A 24899-nucleotide genomic window follows, 5' to 3' on the forward strand; every position below is an offset into this window, starting at 1 on the left:
CGCCATCAGTCACTGGCACAACCCCTGCACAGGAGTCCCGAGTGTCCATACCCTCCAGACGCGGCGCCCTGAAGCTGACCGCGGGCCTCGCTCTCGCGGGCGCCTTCGCCCTCACGGGCTGTGGACGCAGCGACGACACCGCCGCCGCGACAACCACCGCCGAACCCGTCGACAGCTCCCCGGCCACCGGGACCGTCACCGTCTGGGCCGCCCAGGGCGACGCCGACGTGCTCGACAAGGTCATCAAGCCCTTCAAGGCCGCGAACCCCGACGTCACCGTGAAGCTGACCCTGATACCGAACGGTGAGTACTACACCAAGCTCCAGTCGGCGATCGCGGCGGGCAAGGGGCCCGATGTCGCCCAGTTCTTCCCCGAGTCGCAGGCGCAGTTCCTCGACCCGGCGATCCTCCGGCCCGTCCCGGACGGCCTCGTCGACAAGTCGTCCTTCTTCGAGAGCCTCTGGGCCGCGGGGGTGGCCGGAAACGTCGCCTACACGGTGCCCTGGTACGCGTACACCTACGCGCTCGTCTACCGTGCCGACCTCGCCAAGAAGGCGGGCGTGAGCGCGCCGGCCAAGTGGGACGAGACGGTGCCGTTCCTCAAGGCGCTCCAGGGCGCGGGCGCCAAGCACGGTCTCGGGGCCGACATCGGCTGGGACATCTTCAACGGCCAGGACGTCGCGATGTACGCCTGGCAGGCCGGCGGTTCGCTGCTCTCCTCCGGCGGGAAGTGGACCATCGACACTCCGGCGATGGTCGACGCGCTCCAGTACAACGCCTCGTTCTTCACCTCCGGCGTGGCCGACACCAGCGGGCCCACGTTCCTCGACGCGCAGCCGTACTTCGTGTCCGGGAAGACCGCCATGATGATCACCGGGCCGTGGGTCGTCGGCCAGCTCGACGCCGCCGCGAAGAAGGACGGCTGGACGGCCGCCAATGTGGCCACCGCGCCGCTGCCCGCCGGGTCCTCGGGCAGCAAGTCCTTCTCCGCCGGGGGCAGTTGGGGCGTCCTCGCGGGCGACGGCGACGCGGACGCGTCGTGGAAGCTGGTCCGGTATCTGGCGGAGCCGTCCACTCAGGTCGCGCAGTACAAGGCGTACAGCTCGCTGCCGGCCGTCATCTCCGCCTGGGACGACCCGGCGATCGCGGACCAGCCGCTCCTCGACGCCTTCCTCACCCAGCTCAAGAACACCCAGGCGTTCCCCCAGGTGAGCACCTGGCAGCAGGTCGCGACGCGGCTCGGCAAGGAGATGGAGGCCGTGGCCAAGGGCAAGGAGACCGCCGCGAAGGCCGCCGCGAACGTCCAGTCGTACGCCGACAGCCTCGGCACGGGCACGAAGTGAGCCGCCGACGATGACCACCATCAGTCCGGGGGCGCCGCGCCGGGCGCGCCGCCCCCGGAGCACCCGGGTCGGCCGGCGAACCGCCGTCGCCTGGCTGTTCCTCGCGCCGTTCGGTGTCGTGTTCCTCCTCTACACGGCGATCCCCACCGTCGCCGCGCTCGGTTTCAGCCTCACCGACCTCCGGGGCGCGGACCTGCGGCACCCGTTCGCGGTCAACTTCACGGGCCTGGAGAACTATCTCCGGCTGTTCCAGGACGAGAGCTTCCTGCGGGACATCCTCAACACCGCCGTCTTCGTGGTGGTCGGCGTCCCGCTGACCATGGGGCTCGGATTCGCGCTGGCCCTCGCGCTGAACTCCGGTATCCGGCGGCTGCGCGGGGTGTTCCGTACGGTCTTCTTCGCGCCGGTCGTCACCAACGTCGTGGCGGTGGCCCTGATCTGGCAGTACGCCTTCAACGCCAACGGCACCGTCAACAAGGTGCTCGGCGCGGTCGGCCTCGCCGGACCGAACTGGCTCGACGACCAGAACCTGGCGATGCCCGTCGTGATCCTGCTCGGCATCTGGCGCAACTTCGGCACCGCGATGGTGCTGTTCCTCGCCGGGTTGCAGGCGATCCCGCAGGACGTGTACGAGGCCGCCGCGCTCGACGGGGCGGGCCGCTGGCGGCAGTTGAGGCACATCACCCTGCCCCTGCTGCTGCCGACCACCCTGATGGTGTCGGTGCTGCTGACCGTCTTCTACCTCCAAGTGTTCGACGAGCCCTATCTGTTGACCAACGGCGGCCCGTTGGGCTCCACCGAGTCGATGGCGCTGTACACCTACCGCCAGTTCGGCTCGGGCGAGTTCGGGGTCTCCTCGGCCGCGTCCTTCGTGATGCTGCTGCTCGTGGCCCTGGTGAGCATCGTCCAGTTCCGTCTGCTGAGGTCCCGCACATGACCACCCTCGCCGCACCGGCGAACGCCCACGCGACCACCGACGTGGCCGCCGCGCCCCGCCGCTCGTTCTCCCGGCCGCTGCTGTACGGCGCGCTGGTGCTGTGCGCGCTGCTCACGCTGCTCCCGTTCGTCTGGGTGGCCAGCGGCTCGTTGCGCAGCCTCGACGAGATCCGCTCCGACCCCGGCGCCTGGCTCCCGCACCACGTCACCCTCGACAACTTCACCCGGCTGTTCCGGACCGAGGGCTTCGGCCGGTTCCTCGCCAACAGTGTCGTGGTCGCGGCCCTCGTGGTGGCGGGCAACATCGTGGCCGCTTCGGCCGCCGGTTACGCGCTCGCCAAGCTCGAATTCGCCGGCAAGCGGCTCGCGTTCGGCGCGGTGATGGCGGCGATGATGGTGCCGCTCACCACGGTGTTCGTCCCGCAGTTCGTGCTCACGGTGGACATGGGGCTCGCGGACACCCTCACCGGTATCGCCCTGCCCGGCGTCGCGTTGCCGCTGTCGGTTTTCATCATGCGGCAGTACGCGATGTCCGTCCCCGACGAGCTGCTGGAGGCGGCGCGGATCGACGGCGCGGGCGAGTTCCGGATCTTCTTCCGCATCTTCCTGCCGCTGGCCGGCCCGGCGGTCGCGACGATCACGATCATGTCGTTCCTCGTCTCGTGGAACAACTTCATCTGGCCGCTCATCGTCGCCCAGAGCATGGACACGTACACGCTCCCGGTGGGCCTCGCCGCGACCAGCCAGGCAGCCGCCCACGTCACCGACTACGGCCTGCTGCTCGCCGGCGCGATCGTCGTGATGCTGCCGGTACTGGTGCTCTTCCTCTTCCTCCAGCGCTACTTCGTACAGGGCATCTCCGGATCGGGCATGCGGTGACGATCGTGGACGCCATCACCGTGCACTCCCCCGCCGGTCCCGTCGTCGGCCGCCGCACCGGCCCCGTGCGACGCTTCCTCGGCATCCCGTACGCCCAACCACCCACCGGTGTACGGCGGTTCGCGGCGCCGGTCCGACGCGGCCGGTTCCCGGAGCCGTTCGACGCGTCCCGGCACGGGCCCACCTCGCAGCGCGTTCCGCTGTTCGCCACGACCACGATTCCGGAGCCGTCGGTGCCCGGCGACGACATCCTGAACCTCTCCGTCGTCGCACCGGCCTCAGTGGACGTTCACGTGCCCTGCCCGGTCCTGGTGTGGATCCACGGCGGTGGCTTCCTCGCGGGCAGCCCGGCGAGCCCCTGGTACGACGGCCGTTCCCTCGCCCGCGACGGAGTCGTCTGCGTCACCGTCGGCTACCGGCTGGGCGTCGACGGATTCGCCCCGCTGGACGACGTACCCACCAACCTCGGCCTGCGCGACCTGCTGCTCGCGCTCGACTGGGTCCAGGAGAACATCGGCGCGTTCGGCGGCGATCCGGGCCGGGTCACCGTCGCCGGTCAGTCGGCCGGGGGCGCGGCGGTGCTCGCACTGCTCTCGTCGCCCGCCGCGAGCGGCCTGTTCCAGCGTGCGGTCAGCCTGTCGGGCGGCCTCTTCGACGGGGACGGAGTCGTCGCCCGCGACTTCGTCGAGCGGCTCGGGGAGCGGGTGGGCATGCCGCCGACGAGGGCCGGGTTCGGCAGCCGTCCCGTCGAGGAGTTGCAGACGGCCGTAGTCACCCTGCGGGACGAACTCGGCTCCGACATCCTCCCGTTGAGCCCGATCGTCGGCGACGACATCCTCCCGATGCCGGTCGCCGACGGACTCGCGCGGCACGGACACGACGTGCCGCTGCTGCTCGGCGCGACGGGCGACGAGTTCGACTGCGGTGCCGCGCCCGAGAACGCGCACCCGAGCCCGCACAGCCCCGCCGAACTCGCCGTCGCCCGCGCGGCGGGCACCCGGGTGACGGACACCCTGTTCCGCGCCGCCTGTCCACGAGTGGCGGCCAAGCGCCGCGATGCTGACGCCGGTACCTGGCTGTACTCCTTCGAGTGGCCCTCCCCCGTGCTCGGCGGCTCCGCGCACTGCGTCGACATCCCGTTCTTCTTCGACCTGCTCGACGCACCGGGCTGCGCGGAGGCGCTCGGGCCGGTCCCGCCCACGGAGTTGGCCACAGCGATGCACGCCGATCTCGTCGGCTTCGTCCACGGCAGGGAGCCGGGCTGGGCGCGGGCGACCGGTGGGCCGGGGGATCCGGCGCGCGAGTACGGCCGGCCCGGCGCGGCGACCGTGGCCGACACCACAGGGGTGTTCGATCCCGTCGTACGGGCGGTGTCCGGGGTGGAGGAGGCATGCTGAGGTCCGGGATGAACGGCATGAACCAGACCGCGGTCCGACGCGTCAACACCTCGGTGATCCTGCGGGCGTTGGCGGTGTCGGCCGAGCCGATGACACTGACCGCGCTCGCCGAGCGGGCCGGTCTCTCGCGCCGCACCATCGAACTCATCCTGGACTCGCTCGTCGAGGCGGGCTGGGTGACGGAACTGGAGCGCGTGCCGACCAGCGGCTGCGCCGGACGCCCCGCCCGACGCTACGAACTGCGGGCCGAACACGCCCTGTTGGCCGCCGCGCAGATCACCACCTCGGACGCGTCGGCGGTCGTCGCCGACGTCCGGGGCCGCATTCTCGGCCGGGCCCACCGGCCGCTGCGCGCCTACCTGGATCCGCAGGTCACGCTGGACGACGTGGCAGCGCTGGTACGGGAGGCCCTCGACGACGCGGGCGGGTCCGCGGACCGGCTGCGGGCCGGCGCGGTCGCGGGCGGCGGTGCCATCGACGACGACGGGATCGTACGCCGACTGGTCCATACGACGCGGTGGGAGGGCGTGAACCTGCCCGACGAACTCACCCGACGCGTCCCGGTGCCGTGGTTCGCGGACAACGACACCAACCTCGGTGCCCTCGCGGAGCGTTGGCGGGGCGCGGCCGGCGACCACGACAACGTCGTATGGGCGATGCTCGGGAACCGAACCGGTCTCGGCATTCTCATACGGGGTGAGGTGCACCGGGGTCTCGACGGCGCCGCCGGTGAGATCGTCGAGGCGGCCTCGATGCCGGCGAACTCGGTCGAGAACCACCCGGTGGCCTGGCTCACCTCGCCCGATCCGGCCCAACGCGCGGTCGCGCTCGGCCGGTTCGAGGCGGCCCGCGAGGGTGACGTGGCCGCGCTCGGCGAGGTCGACGAACTCGTGGAGCACATCACGTCGATCCTCACGACCCTGTCGTGGACCGTCGCGCCCTCGCTCATCGTGCTCGGCGGCGGTCTGGAGGAGGCGGCCGACATGCTGCTGCCCCGGGTGCGTGCGGCGCTGCACGATGCCCGCAACCCCGCCGTCGAACTGCGTGCCACACTCCTGGGCCGCGATGCCCCGCTGGTCGGAGCCGTCAAGCTGGCCCTCGACCGCATGGACACAGAGCTGTTCGGCCCCCTCGTCCACAGCGCGTAGCGCGCCCACCTCTCACTCTTCTCAGCACCAACCGCGGTACAAGACATGGAGCTTCACTGTGACCGACACCCCCCACACCGATGTCCTCGTCGTCGGCAGCGGCATCATGGGAGCCGTCGTGGCCCGCCTGCTGCGGGACAGCGATCCGGCGCTGCGCATCACGATGGTCGACGGCGGCGAGGCGATCGGTACGGCCCCCGGTGTGCACCTGCACGACGTCGACGACCCGGTCCTGTGGGAGCGCTACAACGAGCAGGTCACCAGCGGCATCCAGGGCATGTACCTGGGCGCCGAGGTGGTTCGCGAGGTCGCGGACGGCCTCGACGCTCTGACGCCGGGCATGTTCCACGCGCTGGCCTTCGGCGAGGACGCCGAGGCGATGCCCGCGACGGCGCTCGCGTGGAACGCGGGCGGCATGGGCGTGCACTGGACCGCCGCGACACCGTGGCCCGCCGGGGACGAGGTGTTCGACTTCGGCGACCCGGCCGGCTGGGCGGCGGATCTGGCCACCGCGCACCGGATGCTCGCGGTCACACCCGCCCCGATCGGCCCGACCGAGGTCGGCGAACTCGTCCTCGACGTCCTGCGCCGCCGCTACGACGGCACCGGACCCCACGACCGGCGCCCACAGCCCATGCCGATGGCGGTCACGGCAACGCCCTCGGGCCCGCTGCCACGCACCGCCCCGGGGACGATCTTCCCCCCGATCGCGGCAGGCGGGGACCCCGCGTTCACCCTGGTCACCGGCACCCTCGCGACCTCGCTCATCGCGTCGGAGGACGACGGCCGGGTCACCGGCGCCCGACTCCGGCGCGTCATCGACGGCGCCGAGTCCGAACTCCGCGCCGACACCGTGGTGGTGTGCGCCGACGCACTGCGCACCCCGCAGCTCCTGTTCGCCTCGGGCATCCGCCCCGACGCACTCGGCCGGCACCTCAACGAGCACGCCTTCGTCACCGGCCGGGTGCTGCTGGACCTCGACCGGTTCGGCATCGCGCTCGACGCCCTGCCGCTGGCCCGCGTCGGCGAGTTCTGCACGGACTCGCTCTGGCTGCCACGGAACGGAGCGGCACAGCCGTTCCACGGCCAGATCATGAACCGGACGTACGTGGACGAGGCCGGCCGCCCCCTCGCGCACAACGTGGGCTTCGCGCTGTACGTCCCCGTGGAGTCGCGCCCCGAGAACCGGCTGGTGTTCTCGGAGTCGGCCACCGACCTCGCCGGGCTGCCGCGCATAGGCGTCGAGTTCGCCTACTCCGACGCCGACCGGGCACTGCTCCGGCGCGCGCTGGACGAAGTCCGCGCGATCGCCGAGGAGTTCGGCCCGTTCGACCCGGCGACCGAGTCCGCGCTGCTGCCGCCCGGCTCGTCCCTGCACGTGACCGGCACAGTCCGCTCGGGCACGGTCGACGACGGCACCAGCGTGTGCGACCCGGACGGCAGGGTGTGGGGATTCGACAACCTGTACCTCGCCGGCAACGGCGTGATCCCCACGGCGATGGCCGCCAACGTCACGCTGACAGGCGCGGTGACGGCCGTACGGGCAGCCCGCGCCGTCACGGCACACCGCACCGCGCTCACCGCGCACTGACCTGCCTGACCTCACTGAACCGCCGTACATCGCAAGGGAGTTGGACCGTGATCGAGATCGCGAGGGAATACCGGGTTGCGTTGCCGGCCTGGATCGACGACGAGTTGGCGGACGTGCCCGGCGTCGTCCCGGACCGCGACGACCGGATGCGTCTCGTGCACCGCCTGGCGGACCGCAACTGGCGTGAGGGCAACGGCGGTCCGTTCGCGGCGCTCGTCGCCGAGCAGGACACCGGCCGGATCGTCTCGGTCGGCGTGAACGTCGTGCTCGCCTCCGGTGTCTCCAGCGCGCACGCCGAGGTCGTCGCCCTCGGACTGGCCCAAACGGCGGTCGGCGGCTGGGACTTGGGCGGCGACGGGCTGGCGGCGCACGAACTGGTCGTCAACTGGCGTCCGTGCGTGCAGTGTTACGGCGCGACCCTGTGGTCCGGGGTGCGTGGCCTGGTGGTCGCGGGCGAGGGACCCGAGCTGGAGGAGATCACCACGTTCGACGAGGGCCCGCTCGGCGCGGACTGGGCCGAGCAGTTCGAGGCGCGCGGCATCAAGGTCGTACAGGACGTGCTGCGGGAGGAGGCCCTCGCCGTGTTCCGGAACTACCGGGACGCGGTCGACGCCGACGGTGTGGTCGTCTACAACGCCCGTGGGGGTGCGGAGTGACCGCGCCGACCGCCCACGCGGAACCGCGGTTCGCGACCGACGTCATCACCTTCTACCACCCGGCGTTCTGGGGCCTCGAAACCGCGGACGCCGTACGGGAGTTGGCGCTCGCCGACCCCGGGGGCTTCTGGGAGCGGGTACTGGACGCGCTGGCCGAGGCCGGGGTGACCGGTATCGAGCTGACCTTCGCGCCCGGCGACATCGAGTCGGCCCTGCGGGCGTTCGGCAGCGCGTCCGTGTTCCGGCGTGCGCTGGAGGCACGGGGGTTGAGCGTCGTGAGCGCGTTCATCGCCGGGAGCGACGCCCCCGACTGGCGGCAGGGCGACAACCTGCCCGCGATCGTCGCCGACGCCGAGCGGCGCGCGGCCTTCCTCGCCGAGGTGGGGGCAGACCTCCTGATCGCCGGGCTGCCTATGCGGACGACGTTCGGGACGCGCCCGCCCTTCTTCGTCGACGCCGCGTACATGTCCCGGATGGCCGACATCGCCCACGCGGTCGGCGACGCGGTCACCCGGCACGGCGTGCGGCTCGCCTTCCACACGGAGTCCAACAGCACGCTCTGGTACGAGCGGGACATCGACCTGTTCATGGCGCTGACCGACCCGCGCTATGTGTGGCTGTGCCCGGACTCGTGCCACATCGCGCTCGGCGGCGGGGATCCGGTGGCCGTCGCGCGTCGGCACGCGCAGCGCATCGCACTGGCGCACTGGAAGGACGCGGTCCGGCCGATCGACGTCGAACTCACCATCGACGACACGGTGTTCGCCCAGCAGCAGCCCTATATGACGGAACTGGGCACGGGCATCGTGGACTGGCCCGGCTGGGCCGACGCGATGTCCCGCACACCTGGCGCCGGCACGGTTCTCATCGAGCTGGACGAGGCGCCGGACCCGGTGGCGGCGCTGCGGGCGGGGGTGGCTGTCGCCCGGCGGGCTCGGGGATGATCGCAGCCTCCGGGGCGGTCCTCCGCCCGGTCGTCCGAGGGCCAGTCCTCCGTCCGGTCAGTTGTCGAGACCGCCGCGCTTCACCAGCTGGCTCGCGATGACGTTCCGCTGGATCTCGTTCGTGCCCTCGCCGACGATCATCAACGGCGCGTCGCGGAAGTAGCGTTCGACGTCGAACTCGGTCGAGTAGCCGTAACCGCCGTGAATGCGGACGGCGTTGAGGGTGATCTGCATCGCGGTCTCCGAGGCGAACAGTTTGGCCATGCCCGCCTCCATGTCGACCCGCCGGCCCGCGTCCGCCTCCCGGGCCGCGTAGAGGGTGAGCTGGCGGGCGGCGGTGAGCGAAGTCGCCATGTCGGCGAGGTAGTTGCCGATGGACTGGTGCTGCCAGATCGGCTTGCCGAACGACTCGCGTTGCTGTGCGTAGGCGAGGGCGTCCTCGAAAGCCGCCCGGCCGACGCCCAGCGCACGGGCGGCGACCTGGAGGCGTCCGGTCTCCAGGCCCTTCATCATCTGGGCGAAGCCCTTGCCCTCGACTCCGCCCAGGAGGGCGTCCGTCGGTGCCCGATGGCCCTCGAAGGTCAGCTCGCAGCTCTCGACGCCCTTGTAGCCGAGCTTGGGCAGATCACGGGAGACGGTGAGTCCGGGGCCGTGCTCGACGAGGAGGACGGAGATGCCGTGGTGGGCCGGCCGGGCGTCCGGGTCCGTCTTGCAGAGCAGGGCGATCAGCTGGGAGCGCCGGGAGTTGGTGATCCAGGTCTTCGCACCGTCGACCACGTAACCGTCGCCGTCGGGGGCCTTGCGGGCGACCGTCCGCAGAGCCTGCAGATCGGAGCCACCGCCCGGCTCGGTCAGGGCCATGGTCGCGCGGACCTCACCGGTGGCCATCCGGGGCAGCCAGCGGCGCTTCTGCTCCGCCGTGCCGAAGGCGACGAGCAGCTTGGCGACCACCGTGTGCCCGCCCATGGCCCCGGCCAGGCTCATCCAGCCACGGGCGAGTTCCTCGGTGACCAGGACATAGCAGGGGGTGGAGACCGGGATGCCGCCGTACTCCTCCGGGACGGCCAGCCCGAAGACGCCGAGCCGTTTCATGCGCTCGACGAGTGCCTCGGGGTAGGTGTCGGCGTGTTCGAGTTCGCGCACGACGGGCCTGACGTCCTTGTCGACGAAGTCGCGCACCGTACCGACGACGGCACGCTCGTCCTCGGACAGTGTGTCGAGTGCGCTCATACGTTCCGCTCCCTCGTCCGCCTCGCCCGCACCCCGGGCGTACCATCATGAATGGTCATGCGACCTCAAGTGAAATAGCAATACGTGATGGATCCATGCGTGCCGCGCATGCCGCGCCGCACACGCACCGAAGGGGCACCGGAGGCTCACCCGTGGACGTCAAGCAGCTCAGGGCGCTGGTCACCGTGGCCGAGGTGGGCAGCGTGACCCGCGCCGCCGAGCTGCTGCGCCTGGTGCAGCCGGCCGTCACCCGCCAGATCCGCACGCTGGAGGAGGAGTTGGGCGTCCCCCTCTTCGAACGGACCCGGCAGGGCATGCGCCCCACCCAGGCCGGCACGATCATGGTGGACCGTGCCCGACGCGCCCTGGGCGAACTCGAACGCGCCCGCGCCGAGATCCAGCCCGCCCCCGGCGAGGTGACCGGCATCGTCACCGTCGGCCTGCTGGAGAGCACCAGTGATCTGCTCGCCGAGCCGCTGGTGTCGGCCGTGACCCGCGACCACCCGGGCGTCGAACTGCGCCTGCTGACCGCCTACTCCGGGCACCTCCAGCAGCGGCTCGACGAGGGCGATCTCGATCTGGCCCTGCTCTACAACCTCGACAGCACCCCGTCCCTCAACGCCCTTCCGCTGGTACGGGAACGCCTGTGGGCGGTCGCTCCCCCGGCCGCCGGACTCCGCGCCGACCGGCCCGTCCCGTTCACCGAGGCCGCCGCGCACCCCCTGGTCATGCCGGCCGCCGGGCACGCCCTGCGCACCCTCATCGACGGGGCGGCGGCGCGGGCGGGGGCGGCCCTGGACATCGCCGTCCAGACCAACTCGATGCGTGTGCAGAAGCAGTTGGTGCTGGCCGGGCACGGCTGGACGGTCCTGCCGGGCGTGGGCATCGCGGAGGACGTCGCACAGGGCACGCTGAGCGCGGCGCCCCTGTGCGAGCCCGAGGTGTGGCGGTCGATCGTGCTCGCCACGTCGAGGTCCGGCCGGACACCACCGGCCGTGGAGGTGGTCGCGCGGGAACTGGTCGGCCGTATCAACTCAGCAGTGGAAGAAGGACGTTGGAACCGATGACAGACACCGCACGCCACCGCGTCCACGCCGTCGCCCGAGCCCAGGACGGCACAGCCCTCGCGCACCAACACCAGGGCGACGGGCATCCCCTCCTGCTCCTGGCCGGCCAGGCCAACAACCACCACTGGTGGGACGGCCCGCGCGAGGACTTCGACGCCACGCACCGAACGATCACCATGGACCACCGGGGCACCGGCGCCAGCGACAAGCCCCAACAGGGCTACTCCACCCGGCAGTTCGCCGAGGACGCGATCGCGGTCCTCGACCACCTGGGCGTGGAGCGCGCGGACGTCTACGGCACATCCATGGGCGGCCGGGTCGCTGGGGGTACCCCCTCTGGGGGAGGATCGCCGCCCGCCACCCGGACCGGGTCCGGCGGCTCGTCCTGGGCTGCACCTCCCCCGGCGGGACGTACGCCGTAGAGCGCGATGTCTCCGTACGACGCGCCCTGGCCCGGCCCGACCCGGCCGCCGTACGAGGTGCGCTGATCGACCTGATGTACTCCCCCCGCTGGCTCGCCGGCCACCCCGGCCCGTACGCCACCCTCGGCGACCCGGACATGCCCCCGCACGCCCGGCACGGCCACCTGATCGCCAGCAATACGCACGACGCCTGGGAGGTACTCCCCCTGATCACCGCACCCACCCTGGTCCTGCACGGCGACGAGGACCGCCTCACCCCACCCGACAACGTCCCGCTGCTCGCCGCCCGCATCCCGGACACCAGGACGCACCTTTTCCCCGGCGCCCGGCACGCGTACTTCGAGGAGTGCCGGGACGAGGCCGGAAAACTGGTCCGGGACTTCCTCAGCTGATGTCTCGATCCGGAAGGACCTCACCGACCATGCCTCCGTCCTCCCCCTCCCCCACCCCACTGGCCTCGTACGTCGAGTCGTGGCACCCCGCGCCGGTCAGGGACGAGGACCCGCTGCCGCCGGGCCCGGTGGCGGCCGTGTCCGCGCTTCTCGACCTGCCCGAGGCGGTCGCCGGGGCCGGGGACCCGTTGCCGCCGCTGTGGCAGTGGTTCTACTTCCTGCACTGGCCGCCCCAGCACGCACTCGGCCCCGACGGACACCTGCGGGACGCGCTGTTCCTGCCGCCCGTCCCCGACCGGCAGCGGATGTGGGCCGGCGGGCGCTGCGAGATCGCCGAGCCGCTGCGCCTCGGGGAACCGACCGAGCGGATCAGCAGCTTGACCGCGGTCACGCCGAAGCAGGGCCGGACGGGGGAACTCCTGTTCGTCACGGAACGCCGCGAGTTCCGGCAGTACGGCCGTACGTGCGTAGTCGAGGAGCAGGACATCGTCTACCGGTCTGGCCGCGCCCCCGGCAGACGGTACGCCGATCCGCACGCCGACCGCGCATCTGCCCCGACGAGCCCCTGGCACCTGCGCCTCCACCCCGACCCGACCTTCCTCTTCCGCTTCAGCGCACTCACCGCCAACGCCCACCGCATCCACTACGACACGCCGTACTGCCAGCACACGGAGGGCTATCCGGGCCCGGTCGTCCACGGCCCGCTGCTGGCCCTGCTGATGCTCGAACTGGCCCGCCGCAACGCCCCGGAGCGCCGGGTCCGCTCGTTGTCCTACCGGCTGCGGCAAGCGGCGTTCGCCGGCGAGCACCTCTTGGCCGAGGGACAACTCACGGGCGAGGGAGCCGAGTTGCGCGTCAGCACCGTCCGCGAGGAGCAGCACGCCACGGCGGAGGTGACGTTCGTCTGACTCCCGGAAAGGGATTCTCGGCGTGATCGTGGATGTATCATCCCTTTCACTCTTATGACAGCACATGCCGCTTCCCCCACGCCCGACGGCACGTCGACCCCCGCCCGCCGGGACGTCCTGACCCTCGCCGCAGCCCTCTCCGCAGCCGCCTCCGGCTGCACCGCCGAATCACGCTCCCGTCCCCCTGCCGCCGCAGGCCCACCCGCGTTCCGCTTCCGGGGCCCGCGCCAGGCCGGAGTGACGACCCCACAGCAGTCCGCCGCACTCGTCACGGCGTACGACCTCGCCCCTGCGGTACGGGGAGCGGGCGGCGTACGTGCCCTCCGGGAGGTGTTCGGCCGCTGGACGCGGGCACTGGCGGAGACCCTGGACGGCGAACTCCCGCCCCCAAGTCCCGTACGGACAAAGGAACTTGAAGGAGTGGCCGGAAAGTCCCGCCTCACCGCGACCGTGGGGATCGGTCCCCGGCTCCCCCAACTCCTCTGTGTCGCCGCACCGCGTGGCCTGCGCGAGCTGCCGCCGTTCCCCGACGACCGGCTCGACCCCGCTTACAGCGGCGGGGACTTGGTGCTCCAGCTCTGCGCCGACGATCCGCGCGTCACCCGGGCCGCCGCGAGCGCGCTGACCCGGCTGGCGGGCGACACCCTGCGCCCGCGCTGGCGACAGACCGGGTTCGTGCCGCCGACGCCCGCCGGGCAGGCACCGAGCGACCGACTCGGCTTCAAGTACGGCACGGAGAACCCGACGCCCGAGGAGTGCGAGCGCTGGGTGTGGTCGAACGACGCCACCTTCCTCGTCGTACGGCGGATCCATGTCGACATGACCGAGTTCGCGCGGCTCGGTACGCGGCGGCAGGAGGAGGTCGTCGGCCGGGTGCGTGCGAGCGGGGCGCCGCTGGGGCACGGGCACGACGACGTGATCCCGCCGCGCTCGCACGTACGGGCGGCCAGTCCGCCGCTGGACGCGGGCGCCCGGATGCTGCGCCGGAGCTACAGGTACGACGCCGGACCGGACGACCGGGGCCTGCTGTTCCTCGCCTTCATACGGGACCCGGCATTGTTCGCACGCGTCCAGCGCCGGACGGCGGCGACGGACGAGCTGAGCCGCTTCACCGAGCACCGGGGTTCGGCGGTGGCATACGTCCTTCCGGGCGCTCTCCCGGGCGAGGACCTGGGCGCGCGTCTGCTGGCCTGACCGGATCCGCGGGCCTCGACGACGAGCATCGTGCGGTGAGTCGCGAGGCCCGCGATCGGTGGCGTCAGGCATGTCACCAGGTCAGGTGCAGGCTCTCCGGAGACCGGTGGATCATCGTCGGGCGCATTGTGACCGGGTGGTCGTCGGCCAGTCGCAGGCCCGGCAGTCGGCTGGTCAACTCCCGTAGGGTCAGGCGGAGTTGTTCGCGGGCGAGCTGGGAGCCGGGGCAGCCGTGGGCGCCGAAGCCGAAGGCGAGGTGGCGGGCCGGGGTGCGGGTGATGTCGAAGTCGTCCGCGCCGGGGTACCGGGCACCGTCCCGGTTGGCGGCGCCGAAGGCGACGAACAGCGTTGCCCCGGCCGGGAGTTCGGTGCCCGCGAGGGTGACCGGGCGGGTGGTGACCCGGCGGAATCCCTGGACCGCGGAGTCGTACCGGGCGGCCTCCTCCACGGCGGCCGGGATCCGGTCCGGTTCCGCGCAGAGCAGCTCCCACTGGTCCGGGTGCCGGAGCAGATGGAGGACCGTCGTGCCGATGAGCGCGGTGGTGGTGAGGTGGCCGGCGATCAGCAGGTTCTGGAGGTGGGAGGCGGCTTCGTGGCGCTGGTCGAGGGTGAGTTCGGCGCTTCCCTCGTCCGCGACGGAGGCGACGATCTCCGTGCAGAGGTCCTCGCGGGGTTCGGTGTGCCGGGCGCGGGCGTACCGGTCGAGGATGCGCTGGGTCGCGACCACGTCCTCGGCGACGGCGATCTGTTCGTCCTCCGGCAGGGGCCGGAAGAGGAGTTCCTCGGCGCGGTAGCCGCCGTGCACGACGGCCGGGATGTCGGCGGGGTCGAGTCCGACGATGCGGCCGATGACGTCTCCGGGGAGGCGTCGGGCGTAGGCGGACATCAACTCGACGTGCCCGCCCTTGTGTTCGCCAGGCTGGTCATTCATGAACGCGTCGACCAGGGCGGCGGCGCGCTCGGCGGCGTACGGCACGGCGGCGGCGACCCGGGCGGGCGAGAGGCCCCGGACGATCGGGGCACGCAGCTCCTGGTGCCGGGTCCCGTCCGCGCCGACGACCACGGGCCGCCCGCCGAACCCTCCGCCCAGCACGGCAAAGGCGGCGGGCGCCGGCATGACGTCGGGGCGGAGGGAACCGGCCGAGGAGAAGTCCTCGGCGCGGCGCAGCACTTCACGCACGTCGGCGTCCCGGGCGACCAGCCAGGCGTCGAGTTCGGCGACGAAGGTCAGCCCCTCGGCGTCGCGGGCGCGGGTGTAGTGGGGATAGGGGTCGCGCTGCAACTCGTCGAGCCTGTCGTACGGTTGGTCGGCCGAGTTGTGGGATTGGTCGGCCGGGCCGTGTGATTGGCCGAGTGTGTCGTCAGGTTGGTCGAGTGTGTCGTGCGGTTGGCTGTCCACGCGGGCGCCCTCCGGCCGGGATACAGGTCACGGGTCACGGGTCACGAAGTCGCGCCCATGCTGCCGTACACCGTGCGGGGGCGGAAGCGGTCGACAGGGCACAACCGTGCCGCCCGCCGTGCCCGGCCGGTCCCCCGCTCAGAACACCACCGTCCAGCCTTCGCGTCCGGCGTCCTCGGCGGTGTAGGAGACGCCGTGCACCTTGAGGCCCGCCGCGTCCAGCAGGGTGATCTCCCCGCCGTGGTTGCCGAGTTGGGCGCCGCCACTGAGCAGGACGGGGAGAGCGGCGCCCGCCGCGAGCGATACCGGCGGCAGCGGGCTGCTGTGGCCGAGCCGGTCGAGGAGGCGCCAGCCGGTGAGGTCGACGGCGGCCGGTGAGGCGTTGAGGAGGGTGACCGCCTCGGCCTCGGGGGCGGGGCCGCGCGGGTTGACCAGGGCGCCGACGATCCGGACGGGCTGGGTTCCCGGTGCGGGACGGCCGCCACCGGTGTCCGTGCCGGTGTCGGGGGCCGTGCCCGGGAGGGCGTGGCCGGTGCTGTCGTCGGTGTGCCACTTCTGGCTCTGGAAGGCGAGGAAGACGGCGACCCACCGCTCCTGGGCGGGCTCCTGTCCCGGGAAGCGGATGAGGAGACCGCCGTCCTGCCAGACCCCGTCGTCGCCCTGGAAGCGGCGGCTGTTGCCCTGGTTCATGTGGATGTCGTGGACGCCGTTGCCGGGCAGAAAGCCGAAGATCTTGTCGCGGACGTCGGCCTCCGGCCCCCAGCGCTCGCCGAAGACGTACAGGCGCGCGGCCGGGTCCTCGATCGCGCGTCGAACGTAGTGGTCGAGGAGGTCGGCGAGGTCGTTGTCGGGGCCTGCCACGTCCGGCGGCAGGACGCGCATCTTCGACGGGTCGAAGAGATTGCCGCGCACGAAGTCGAGGTTCGGGCCACCGGGCCCGGCCGGAAGGGTGTTCCAGCCGCTCGCAAGGCCCGTGAGTCGGGCCGTGACGGGGTGCCGGAGGTCGTCGTCGACGAGGTAGAGCAGTTCGTTCGGCCGTTCCTGCGACTTCACGTTGACGGACGCGCGGTAGTGCGTGCCCTGATCGTCCGTCAACTCGATCTGGTAGTGCGGTGTGTTGGCGGAACCCTCGCGACGGGCGTCGACGGCCCGCGCGATCAGTACGCCGTAGGTCTTCAGCGGCATGACGAACAACTCCCCGTGAGCGTGGGCGGACTGCCGGATTGTCCACTCCTGCGGCAAATGTTAGTGCGCCGCGGCTCACCGTCCCCCACCGCGACGGGAATTGACCGCCGGTGTCCCTTCTACGTCACCTCGTGAATGCGCGACTGGGCCATCTGTGTGAGTCAGCTGTGAACAGGGGTCGTGGGATCCCGGATCGTGCCGTACCGCCCTCCGGGTTCCCTACGATCGTGCCGTGGTCAACTTCCTCCTCGAACGCACGGTGCCGCTCCCCCTCGACGAGGCCTGGCGCCGGCTCACGGAGTGGCCCCGCCATGCCTCCGTGGTCCCCCTGACCCGCGTCACGGTGCTCACGGCCCCGCCGACCCACGAGGGCACGGTGTTCGTCGCCCGCTCGGGGATCGGCCCGCTCGCCTTCGACGACCGTATGGAGGTCACCCTCTGGCGCCCCCCGACGGACGACACCCCGGGCCTCGTCCGCCTGGAGAAACGCGGCCGGGTCGTCCTGGGCTGGGCGGAGATCGAGGTACGCCCGGGCCCGGGCGGGCGCTCGCGGGTGGTCTGGCGCGAGGAGCTGCGCGTACGCCCGCTGCCGTCGCTGTTCGACCGGCCGCTGGAGTCGGCGGCCCGGTATGTGTTCGGGCGGGCGGTGAACCGACTGCTGAGGACGGGGTGACGGACGTTACGATCGACCCCGTGTGCCGGTAGCACCGCCGGTCGGGGGAAGGGGAGAACGTGCCCGAGGAGAACGTGCGGCTGGAGCTACGGATCGACTCCGGCCCGGGAGCCACCGCGGAGCGGACCGACCGTCAGGTCCGCAGTCTGTACGGCGATCTGCGGACCCTCGGGCTTCTCCGGGTCGAACGCAAGACCGTCGCCGCACCCGCCGAGTCGATGGCCGGAGTGGGGCACGACCTCGCGGTGCTGGTGGTCAGCGGCGCCTTCTCCGCCGCCGCGCTCAAGGCCGTGAGCAATGTCGTCGTCGCCTTCGTGCAACGTTCGAAGGCGCGGTCGGTGGAGTGGGAGATCGACGGCCAGAAGGGGTCGTTCGGCGCCCTGTCCGCCAAGGACCAACAGGCGCTGGTCGAGGCGGTGACCGCGCGGATCGGGGCGGGCACCGCCGCCCTGACCGGCACCACGAACGACCCGGGCACCGCCCCGGTCATCGGCCCGAACACCACCAGCGATCCGGGAGTTGGCGATGGCGGGACGCCGGATCGCACTGCTCGTCGCGACTGACGGCTACCAGGATCCCGGGCTCAACCGGCTGCGGGCGCCGGCCCGGGGTGCCACTGAGCTGAAGCTCCTGCTGGAGGACCGGTCGATCGGCCGCTTCGACGAGGTGCTCGAACTGCTGAACAGGCCCAAGGACGAGATCGAGTCCGCGATCGAGGAGGCGCTCAGCAACCGCGACCCCGACGATCTCGTCCTGCTCTACCTCGCCTGTCACGGCATCCGCAACGACGCCGACCGGCTGTTCTTCGCCACGCTCAGCACACGGTTGCAGCGCCCGCACACCACCGCCATCCCGGCCGCGCTGCTGCACCAGCTCCTCGACGAGTGCGAGGCCCGCGCCAAGATCGTGCTGCTGGACTGCTGCTACAGCGGGCTCTTCCACCGGGGCACGCCCATGTCACCCCCGTCCGTGGACGTGAGGACGGCACTCGCCGGGCGCGGCACGTTCGTCATCACGGCGTCGACGGCCCTGGAGTACGCGTACGACGGCGAGCATCTGACGATCGACAACCCCACGTCGGCCCCGCGGTTCACAGCGGCCGTGATCGAGGGCCTGAGCAGTGGCCTCGCCGACCAGAACCGGGACGGGGTGATCACCCCGGAGGAGCTGTACACATACGTCCACGACACGGTGATCAACCAGGCGGGGCCCGAGCAGACGCCCACCAAGTCGGGCCAGTGCGAGGGAAACGTGGCCCTCGCCTACGCGCCCTGGATCGACGCGTCCGCCGGTCCCGCCGCCCGGGCCGCGATGGCCGAGGAACTCACCCTCGGCTCGCTGCTGCCGCCGCCCGTGGAGACCGTCGACCGGGGATTCATCTGCGACGCGTGGGAGGGCTCGTCCCGGCTGCTCGTGCCCGTCGGGCGGCTGGAGCACAGCACCGGAGGCGATCCGCTGTGCGTCGACTTCGCCGGCCGGGACGGGAACGCGGCGGTCGTGGGCAAGCTGGGCAGCGGCAAGACCACCCTGTTGCGCTCCATGATCATGTCGCTGGCGCTGACCCACACCCCGCACGAGGCGGAGTTCTACCTGCTGGAGGGCGCGGTAAACCGGCTCGGGGTGCTGCGTTCGCTGCCGCACGTACGGACGTTCGCGGCGCCGCACGAGCACAGCGCGGTCGAGGGCGCCCTGACGGCGGTCAAGGCCGTGATCTCCACCCGGCGCACCCTGTTCCGGGACCTCGACATCGATTCCATCGAGGCGTTCCGCGCGCTGCGCACGACCGACCGGATCGAGGCGGGGGCGGCGAGCGACGTCTTCCTCGTCGTGGACGGCTGGCTCGACTTCACCTATGAGCACCCGGAGTTCGCGGACAGGGTCCAGAAACTGGCCAACACCGGCCTGAACTACGGCGTCCATCTCCTGGTCACGGCTCGCCGCTGGAGCGACTTCACCACGGATCTGCGCGGGCTGCTCGGTACCCGGCTCGAACTCGCCCTGGACGACCCGGAGGAGTCCTTCTTCGACCCCGCGCTGGCTTCGGGGGTCGCGGTCGGCTGGGCGCTGTCCCGGCGCCGGCGGTTCCGGGTGGCGGTGCCGCGCTTCGACGACGGGGTGGGCCCGGTGGCGCCACTGGAGTCGTTGACGGACACGGCGGACTCGGTACGGGCAGGCTGGGCGGCACTGCGGACCCGGGAGGACACCGGTGCGCCGGTCAAGTACCCCGTCGGCCGCCAAGGGACCGTCATCACCGGCTTGTTGGGCGTGGAGGACCCGGCTTCGCCGAATCTGCCCGCACTGCGCATCCGCCGCACCTCCGGGGACCGGCTGAGGGTGCCGATCGGGCTCGGCGAGGACGGTCAGCCGGTGTCCCTCGACCTCAAGGAGAGCGCACACCACGGGATGGGCCCGCACGGCCTGTGCGTGGGCGCGACCGGTTCCGGCAAGTCCGAACTGCTGCGCTCGATCGTGCTGGGGCTGGCCGTTCGCCACTCGGCGGAGGAAGTGGCTTTCGTGCTGGCCGACTTCAAGGGCAGCGCGACCTTCGCACCGCTCGCGGACCTGCCGCATGTCGCCGGGCTCGTCACGGGCCTGGAGGGCGATCCGCTGCTCGTGGGGCGGCTGAGCGAGACGATCAGCGGTGAACTGAGTCGGCGTCAGGCCCTGTTGCGGAGCGCGGGCGGTATGCCGAGCGTCCATGAGTACCAGAAGGCCCGCGCCTCCCGGGGAGACCTCGACCCCCTGCCGACGCTGGTGCTGGTGATCGACGAGTTCTCCGAACTCCTCTCTGCGCACCCGGACCTCATCGATCTGCTCGTACAGATCGGCCGCGTCGGCCGGGCCCTCGGCGTACACATGCTGCTGGCCTCGCAGCGCCTGGAGCAAGGCAGGCTGCGCGGACTGGAGACGTACCTCTCGTACCGCATCGGCCTGCGCACCTTCTCGGCCTCCGAGTCCCGTGCCGTGCTCGGCTACCCCGACGCCTACCATCTGCCGCCGGACCCGGGCGCCGGATTCCTCAAGGCCGACACGACGGACACACTGATCCGTTTCAAGGCCGCGTACGTGTCCGCCCCCCTGCCGGGCGCGGACGGGACCGACAACTACGCGTCGCTGCTGGACTCCGTCGTCGGCCAACTGGCGGACACGGAGCCGGACGTACGTCGGGTCTGGCTGCCGCCGCTGGGCAAGTCGCTCTCGGCGGAACAGCTGCTGTCCAGGACACCGGCTCCACAGGCCTCGCTCCATCCTCTGAAGGGGGTCCCCTTCGCACTGGTCGACGAGCCGTTCCTCCAGCGCAGAAGTGTGCTCATGCTGGATCTCTCCGGGATCGAGGGGCACACTCTCGTCGTCGGCGGGCCGCAGTCCGGCAAGTCGACCGCGGTGGCCACTCTCATCACCTCGCTCGCCCTCACCCACACGCCCCTCGAAGTGCAGTTCTACTGTCTCGACTTCGGCGGCGGACAACTGGCGCCGCTGGCCGGACTGCCCCATGTCGGTGGCGTCACCTCCCGGCTGGAAGCGGACCGGGTCCGGCGTACGGTCGCCGATGTGGCGAGGGTCCTCGCGGAGCGCGAGGAATTCTTCCGCGCCCATGGCATCGAGTCCATGGATGTGTACCGCCGGCGCCGCGCCGAGGGCGATTGGCCCGACCAGCCCTGGGGCGATGTCTTCCTCGTCATCGACGGCTGGACGACGGTGCGAACGGTCTACGAGGAACTCGAACCCGTCGTCGCGGACATCGCCGCCCGTGGCCTGCACCACGGCGTGCATCTGCTGATCAGTGCCGTCCGCTACGCGGAGATCCGTCTGTCGACGCGTGATCATCTGCTCGGCAGGGTCGAACTGCGGCTCGGCGATCCGACGGAGTCCGAGATCGACCGGCGGCAGGCGGCCAACGTCCCGCTGGGAGTCCCGGGCCGCGGCCTGTCCCGTGACAAGCTGCACTTCCTCACGGCTCTGCCGGGCTGGAAGACCGAAGACGAGTCCGCCGGCGACGCGACGGCCCGTCAGGTCGCAAACGTGGCCGACAGCTGGTCAGGGCCCTCAGCTCCCCCCGTACGCACACTCCCGTCCCTGGTCGCCCTTGATGAACTCCCCGGCCCTGCCGAGTCCCCCGGCCGCGCCCTCCCCATCGGCATCGACGACACCAGCCTCGCCCCGGTGTTCCTCGACTTCTCCAACGACCCCTTCTTCCTCGTCTACGGCGAGCCCGAGTCGGGCAAGAGTTCGTTTCTGCGGCTGCTGGTAGGTCAACTCTGCGCCCGGGTCCCGTCCGACAAGGCGCAGCTGCTCGTGGTCGACTACCGTCGCTCGCTGCTCGGGGAGGTGCCCCAGGAGCATCTGCTGGCGTACTGCCCTTCGGGTCCGCCGACCGCCGAGGTCGTCAAGGAGCTGGCCACCGTCCTGGAGGCCCGGATGCCCGGCCCCGATGTGACCGCCGAGCAGCTGCGTGCCCGCAGCTGGTACCAGGGCAAGGACGTGTATCTGCTGGTCGACGACTACGACCTGGTCTCCTCCAGCAGCGGCAACCCCCTCGCCCCGCTGATGGACTACTTGCCCTTCGCCCGCGACCTGGGCCTGCACATCGTGCTGGCGCGCAGCTCGGGCGGGGCGTCGAGGTCCCAGTACGAACCCTTCGTGACGCGCTTGAAGGAGCTGGGCGCACAGGGGCTCCTGCTCTCCGGCGACCCCACCGAGGGCTTCCTCCTGGGCACCGTCAAACCGAGTCACCAGCCGCCCGGACGCGGCACGCTGGTGACCCGCAAGTCGACCCACGGTGTCCAACTCGCCTACACGGATCCGAAGTCGGACTGAGCGACCGAGGTCAGGCCACCACCCCGATCCGCCCCACCGCCGACGACGTCCCGTCGTGATGGATCGGCGTATGCGCCCCGGTCAGCGAAACCCCGCTCCCGCCCCGCCTGTTGGCGACGATCTCCGAAGCGATGGACAACGCCGTCTCCTCGGGCGTACGAGCGCCCAGGTCCAGCCCGATCGGGGACCGCAGCCGCGCCAACTCCAGCTCTGTCACGCCGACTTCGCGCAGCCGCTCGTTCCGGTCCAGGTGGGTCCGGCGGGAGCCCATCGCGCCGACGTACGCCACCGGCAGGCGCAGGGCGAGTTGGAGCAGGGGTACGTCGAACTTGGCGTCGTGGGTGAGGACGCACAGGACCGTACGGGCGTCCACCGCCGTCCGTTCCAGGTACCGGTGCGGCCACTCGACGACGATCTCGTCCGCGTCGGGGAAGCGGGCGGGCGTCGCGAAGACCGGGCGGGCGTCGCACACCGTCACGTGGTAGCCGAGGAACTTGCCGATGCGGACCAGCGCCGACGCGAAGTCGATCGCGCCGAACACGATCATCCGGGGCGGCGGCACCGACGACTCGACCAGCACCACGATCGGCGCTCCGCAGCGAGAGCCCTGCTCGCCGATCTCCAGGGTGCCGGTGCGGCCCGCGTCGAGGTGGGCGCGCGCCTCGGCCGCGACCGTCCGGTCCAGCTCGGGGTGGGCGCCGAAGCCGCCCTCGTACGAGCCGTCCGGGGCGACGAGCAGGGCGCGGCCCAGCAGTTCCGCCGGGCCGGAGACGATCCGTGCCACAGCCGCCGCCTCCCCGCCCACGGCGGCGGCCAGAGCCGACGCGAGCACCTCACGGACGGGATCCGACGCCCGTACCGGCGTCACGAGGATGTCGATGATCCCGCCGCACGTCAGACCCACCGCGAACGCGTCCGCGTCGCTGTAGCCGAAGCGTTCGAGGACCGACTCCCCATCCTCCAGGGCCTGTTGGCACAGTTCGTACACCGCGCCCTCCACACAGCCGCCGGAGACCGAGCCGATCGCCGTGCCGTCGGTGTCCACCGCGAGGGCGGCACCCGGCTGGCGGGGCGCGCTGCCGCCCACGGCCACCACGGTGGCCACGGCGAAGTCGCGTCCCTGCTCGACCCACCGGTGCAGTTCTTCGGCGATGTCCAGCATCTCGGTCTCCTCATCGACAGTGTGCGTATCGCGTATGCGGTGGTGCCTAGTGGACGCCCAGCCAGTTCTCAATAGGACTGAGGGCGAAATAGACGAAGAAGATGCCTGTCAGGGCCCACATGAAGGCGCCGATCTCGCGCGCCCGGCCCTGCGCGACCTTGATCGCGACGTACGAGATCACGCCGGCCGCCACGCCCGCCGTGATCGAGTACGTGAACGGCATGATCACGACGGTCAGGAAGACCGGGACGGCGGTGGCGCGGTCGGCCCAGTCGATGTGCCGGGCGTTCGACATCATCATCGCGCCGATGACCACCAGGGCGGCCGCCGCGACCTCCCCCGGCACAATTGCCGTCAGCGGGGTGAAGAACAGACAGGCCGCGAAGAACAGGCCGGTGACGACGGAGGACAGTCCCGTACCCGCGCCCTCCCCGACGCCAGTCGCCGACTCCACGAACACCGTCTGGCCCGACGCGCCGGCGACGCCGCCGATCGCCCCGCCCGCGCCGTCGATGAACAGCGCCTTGGACAGCCCCGGCATCCGGCCCTTCTCGTCGGCGAGCCCGGCCTCCGTGCCCACGCCGATGATCGTCGCCATCGCGTCGAAGAAGCCCGCGAGGACGAGGGTGAACACGATCATGCCGACCGTCATCGCGCCGACCTCGCCCCAGCCGCCGAACTCGACGTCCCCGAACAGCGAGAAGTCCGGCATCGACACCGCGCCACCGTGCAACTCCGGTGCCCCGCTGGCCCATTGCCTGGGGTCGATCGCGCCGGCCGCGTTGAGCACGACGGCGATGACGGTCCCGCTGACGATGCCGATGAGGATCGCGCCGGGAAGGCCGCGCGCCTGGAGCATGAAGATGAGGAGGAGGGTCGCGGCGAACAACAGCACGGGCCAGCCCGTGAGTTCGCCGTTCGGGCCGAGGGAGAGCGGGGTCGCCCTGCCCTGGTGCACGAAGCCGGCCTTCACCAGGCCGATCAGCGCGACGAACAGACCGATGCCCATGGTGATCGCGTGCTTCAGGGCCAGCGGGATCGCGTTCATGATCATCTCGCGCAGGCCGGTGACGACCAGCAGCATGATGACCACGCCGTACAGCACGCACATGCCCATCGCCTGCGGCCAGGTCATCGCGGGCGCCACCTGCGAGGACAGCACGCCGGAGACGGACAGTCCGGCGGCGAGGGCGAGGGGGGCCTTGCCGACGAAGCCCATGAGAAGCGTGGTGACGGCTGCGGCGAAGGCGGTCGCGGTGATCAGCGCCTGCTGGCCGAGGGTGTTTCCGGCGGCGTCCTTGCCCGAGAGGATCAGGGGGTTGAGGAGGAGGATGTACGCCATCGCCATGAAGGTGGTGATGCCGCCGCGGATCTCGCGGGCGAGGGTGGAGTTGCGGTGGGTTATGTCGAAGTAGCGGTCGAGCGGGGTTCGGGCGCGCGGGGGCGCCTCGATGGGCCTCGGCTGTACCGACTGCTGGGTCATGGTGCGGTCTCCCAAGGTTCATAGGGGGTTGGGAAGGTGCACGACCCGGGGGACGGCCCGAGACGAGTGGGG

Annotated in this window: 19 protein-coding genes and 1 pseudogene; 15 read left to right on the forward strand and 5 right to left on the reverse strand. The window is 71.5% G+C overall.

Translation table 11 applies throughout. The features are described from left to right. The first annotated feature begins 41 nt into the window (after window positions 1–41). From ACFYXF_RS39875 to ACFYXF_RS39910, 8 genes are read left to right on the forward strand one after another with little or no spacing between them, the layout of a single operon-like run. On the forward strand, window positions 42–1343 hold the full coding sequence (locus ACFYXF_RS39875) for an extracellular solute-binding protein (RefSeq protein ID WP_389356939.1): 1302 nt from the start codon (window positions 42–44) through the stop codon (window positions 1341–1343). Window positions 1344–1353: 10 nt separating this feature from the next. After that, the gene (locus tag ACFYXF_RS39880) at window positions 1354–2280 is read left to right on the forward strand and encodes a carbohydrate ABC transporter permease (protein ID WP_389356941.1); all 927 of its coding nucleotides are present in this window, start codon (window positions 1354–1356) and stop codon (window positions 2278–2280) included. Beyond that, complete coding sequence (locus ACFYXF_RS39885; protein ID WP_389356943.1) at window positions 2277–3158, forward strand: carbohydrate ABC transporter permease; 882 nt, start codon at window positions 2277–2279, stop codon at window positions 3156–3158. The genes ACFYXF_RS39880 and ACFYXF_RS39885 overlap by 4 nt, the downstream gene beginning before the upstream one ends. Window positions 3159–3163: 5 nt before the next feature. Next, complete coding sequence (locus tag ACFYXF_RS39890) at window positions 3164–4555, forward strand: carboxylesterase family protein (RefSeq protein WP_389356945.1); 1392 nt, start codon at window positions 3164–3166, stop codon at window positions 4553–4555. Next, complete coding sequence (locus tag ACFYXF_RS39895; RefSeq protein ID WP_389356947.1) at window positions 4549–5703, forward strand: ROK family protein; 1155 nt, start codon at window positions 4549–4551, stop codon at window positions 5701–5703. The genes ACFYXF_RS39890 and ACFYXF_RS39895 overlap by 7 nt, the downstream gene beginning before the upstream one ends. A gap of 58 nt (window positions 5704–5761) precedes the next feature. Next, window positions 5762–7294 (forward strand): GMC oxidoreductase, encoded by a 1533-nt coding sequence (locus tag ACFYXF_RS39900; RefSeq protein WP_389356949.1) that lies wholly within the window; start codon window positions 5762–5764, stop codon window positions 7292–7294. Window positions 7295–7341: 47 nt separating this feature from the next. Further along, complete coding sequence (locus ACFYXF_RS39905; protein ID WP_235474032.1) at window positions 7342–7950, forward strand: nucleoside deaminase; 609 nt, start codon at window positions 7342–7344, stop codon at window positions 7948–7950. Continuing rightward, entirely contained in the window at window positions 7947–8894 is a 948-nt protein-coding gene (locus ACFYXF_RS39910) for a sugar phosphate isomerase/epimerase family protein (RefSeq protein WP_389356951.1), read from the forward strand. Before ACFYXF_RS39905 ends, ACFYXF_RS39910 begins: the two co-directional genes overlap by 4 nt. A gap of 57 nt (window positions 8895–8951) precedes the next feature. On the opposite strand, the gene ACFYXF_RS39915 is transcribed toward ACFYXF_RS39910, so the two are convergent. Continuing rightward, window positions 8952–10124, reverse strand: coding sequence for an acyl-CoA dehydrogenase family protein (locus tag ACFYXF_RS39915; protein WP_389356953.1), 1173 nt, complete (start codon window positions 10122–10124; stop codon window positions 8952–8954). Between the two features lie 152 nt (window positions 10125–10276). Between ACFYXF_RS39915 and ACFYXF_RS39920 the strand changes: the two genes are divergently transcribed. The 4 genes and pseudogenes from ACFYXF_RS39920 (at window position 10277) to ACFYXF_RS39935 (ending at window position 14107) form a co-directional block, all read left to right on the forward strand. Beyond that, on the forward strand, window positions 10277–11191 hold the full coding sequence (locus ACFYXF_RS39920) for a LysR family transcriptional regulator (RefSeq protein WP_389356955.1): 915 nt from the start codon (window positions 10277–10279) through the stop codon (window positions 11189–11191). Continuing rightward, window positions 11188–12005: pseudogene (locus ACFYXF_RS39925) on the forward strand (alpha/beta fold hydrolase). The gene ACFYXF_RS39920 and the pseudogene ACFYXF_RS39925 overlap by 4 nt, the downstream one beginning before the upstream one ends. Window positions 12006–12034: 29 nt before the next feature. Continuing rightward, window positions 12035–12913 (forward strand): hypothetical protein, encoded by an 879-nt coding sequence (locus tag ACFYXF_RS39930; protein WP_389356957.1) that lies wholly within the window; start codon window positions 12035–12037, stop codon window positions 12911–12913. Window positions 12914–12967: 54 nt separating this feature from the next. After that, window positions 12968–14107, forward strand: coding sequence for a Dyp-type peroxidase (locus ACFYXF_RS39935; RefSeq protein ID WP_389356959.1), 1140 nt, complete (start codon window positions 12968–12970; stop codon window positions 14105–14107). A 73-nt stretch (window positions 14108–14180) separates the two neighbouring features. Here the strand turns inward: ACFYXF_RS39935 and ACFYXF_RS39940 are convergent, their stop codons facing one another. Together ACFYXF_RS39940 and ACFYXF_RS39945 are read right to left on the reverse strand one after the other, a co-directional pair. Continuing rightward, window positions 14181–15389, reverse strand: a complete 1209-nt coding sequence (locus tag ACFYXF_RS39940; protein ID WP_389357032.1) for a cytochrome P450 — start codon at window positions 15387–15389, stop codon at window positions 14181–14183. A gap of 255 nt (window positions 15390–15644) precedes the next feature. Continuing rightward, window positions 15645–16691, reverse strand: coding sequence for a DUF2278 family protein (locus ACFYXF_RS39945; protein WP_389356961.1), 1047 nt, complete (start codon window positions 16689–16691; stop codon window positions 15645–15647). A gap of 232 nt (window positions 16692–16923) precedes the next feature. On the opposite strand from ACFYXF_RS39945, the gene ACFYXF_RS39950 reads away from it, so the two are divergent. From ACFYXF_RS39950 to eccCb, 3 genes are read left to right on the forward strand one after another with little or no spacing between them, the layout of a single operon-like run. Beyond that, window positions 16924–17364, forward strand: coding sequence for an SRPBCC family protein (locus tag ACFYXF_RS39950; RefSeq protein WP_389356963.1), 441 nt, complete (start codon window positions 16924–16926; stop codon window positions 17362–17364). Window positions 17365–17423: 59 nt separating this feature from the next. Continuing rightward, entirely contained in the window at window positions 17424–17927 is a 504-nt protein-coding gene (locus ACFYXF_RS39955; RefSeq protein WP_389356965.1) for a hypothetical protein, read from the forward strand. Beyond that, a complete protein-coding gene (eccCb, locus tag ACFYXF_RS39960; protein ID WP_389356967.1) occupies window positions 17890–22182 on the forward strand; it encodes a type VII secretion protein EccCb in 4293 nt (1430 codons plus the stop codon). Before ACFYXF_RS39955 ends, eccCb begins: the two co-directional genes overlap by 38 nt. 10 nt (window positions 22183–22192) lie before the next feature. On the opposite strand, the gene ACFYXF_RS39965 is transcribed toward eccCb, so the two are convergent. After that, a complete protein-coding gene (locus tag ACFYXF_RS39965) occupies window positions 22193–23344 on the reverse strand; it encodes an XdhC family protein (RefSeq protein ID WP_389356969.1) in 1152 nt (383 codons plus the stop codon). A 46-nt stretch (window positions 23345–23390) separates the two neighbouring features. Continuing rightward, entirely contained in the window at window positions 23391–24827 is a 1437-nt protein-coding gene (locus ACFYXF_RS39970) for an NCS2 family permease (protein WP_389356971.1), read from the reverse strand. Between the last annotated feature and the right edge of the window lie 72 nt (window positions 24828–24899).

This window comes from Streptomyces sp. NPDC002680 (assembly GCF_042889145.1).
Lineage (GTDB): Bacteria > Actinomycetota > Actinomycetes > Streptomycetales > Streptomycetaceae > Streptomyces > Streptomyces adonidis.

Bases quoted from the DNA above. Each gene is read 5' to 3' on its own strand.
- ACFYXF_RS39880 (WP_389356941.1), top strand. From the start codon at position 1,354: ATGACCACCATCAGTCCGGGGGCGCCGCGCCGGGCGCGCCGCCCCCGG.
- ACFYXF_RS39965 (WP_389356969.1), bottom strand. From the start codon at position 23,344: ATGCTGGACATCGCCGAAGAACTGCACCGGTGGGTCGAGCAGGGACGC.
- ACFYXF_RS39930 (WP_389356957.1), top strand. From the start codon at position 12,035: ATGCCTCCGTCCTCCCCCTCCCCCACCCCACTGGCCTCGTACGTCGAG.
- eccCb (WP_389356967.1), top strand. From the start codon at position 17,890: ATGGCGGGACGCCGGATCGCACTGCTCGTCGCGACTGACGGCTACCAG.
- ACFYXF_RS39915 (WP_389356953.1), bottom strand. From the start codon at position 10,124: ATGAGCGCACTCGACACACTGTCCGAGGACGAGCGTGCCGTCGTCGGT.
- ACFYXF_RS39885 (WP_389356943.1), top strand. From the start codon at position 2,277: ATGACCACCCTCGCCGCACCGGCGAACGCCCACGCGACCACCGACGTG.
- ACFYXF_RS39945 (WP_389356961.1), bottom strand. From the start codon at position 16,691: ATGCCGCTGAAGACCTACGGCGTACTGATCGCGCGGGCCGTCGACGCC.
- ACFYXF_RS39895 (WP_389356947.1), top strand. From the start codon at position 4,549: ATGCTGAGGTCCGGGATGAACGGCATGAACCAGACCGCGGTCCGACGC.
- ACFYXF_RS39935 (WP_389356959.1), top strand. From the start codon at position 12,968: ATGACAGCACATGCCGCTTCCCCCACGCCCGACGGCACGTCGACCCCC.
- ACFYXF_RS39970 (WP_389356971.1), bottom strand. From the start codon at position 24,827: ATGACCCAGCAGTCGGTACAGCCGAGGCCCATCGAGGCGCCCCCGCGC.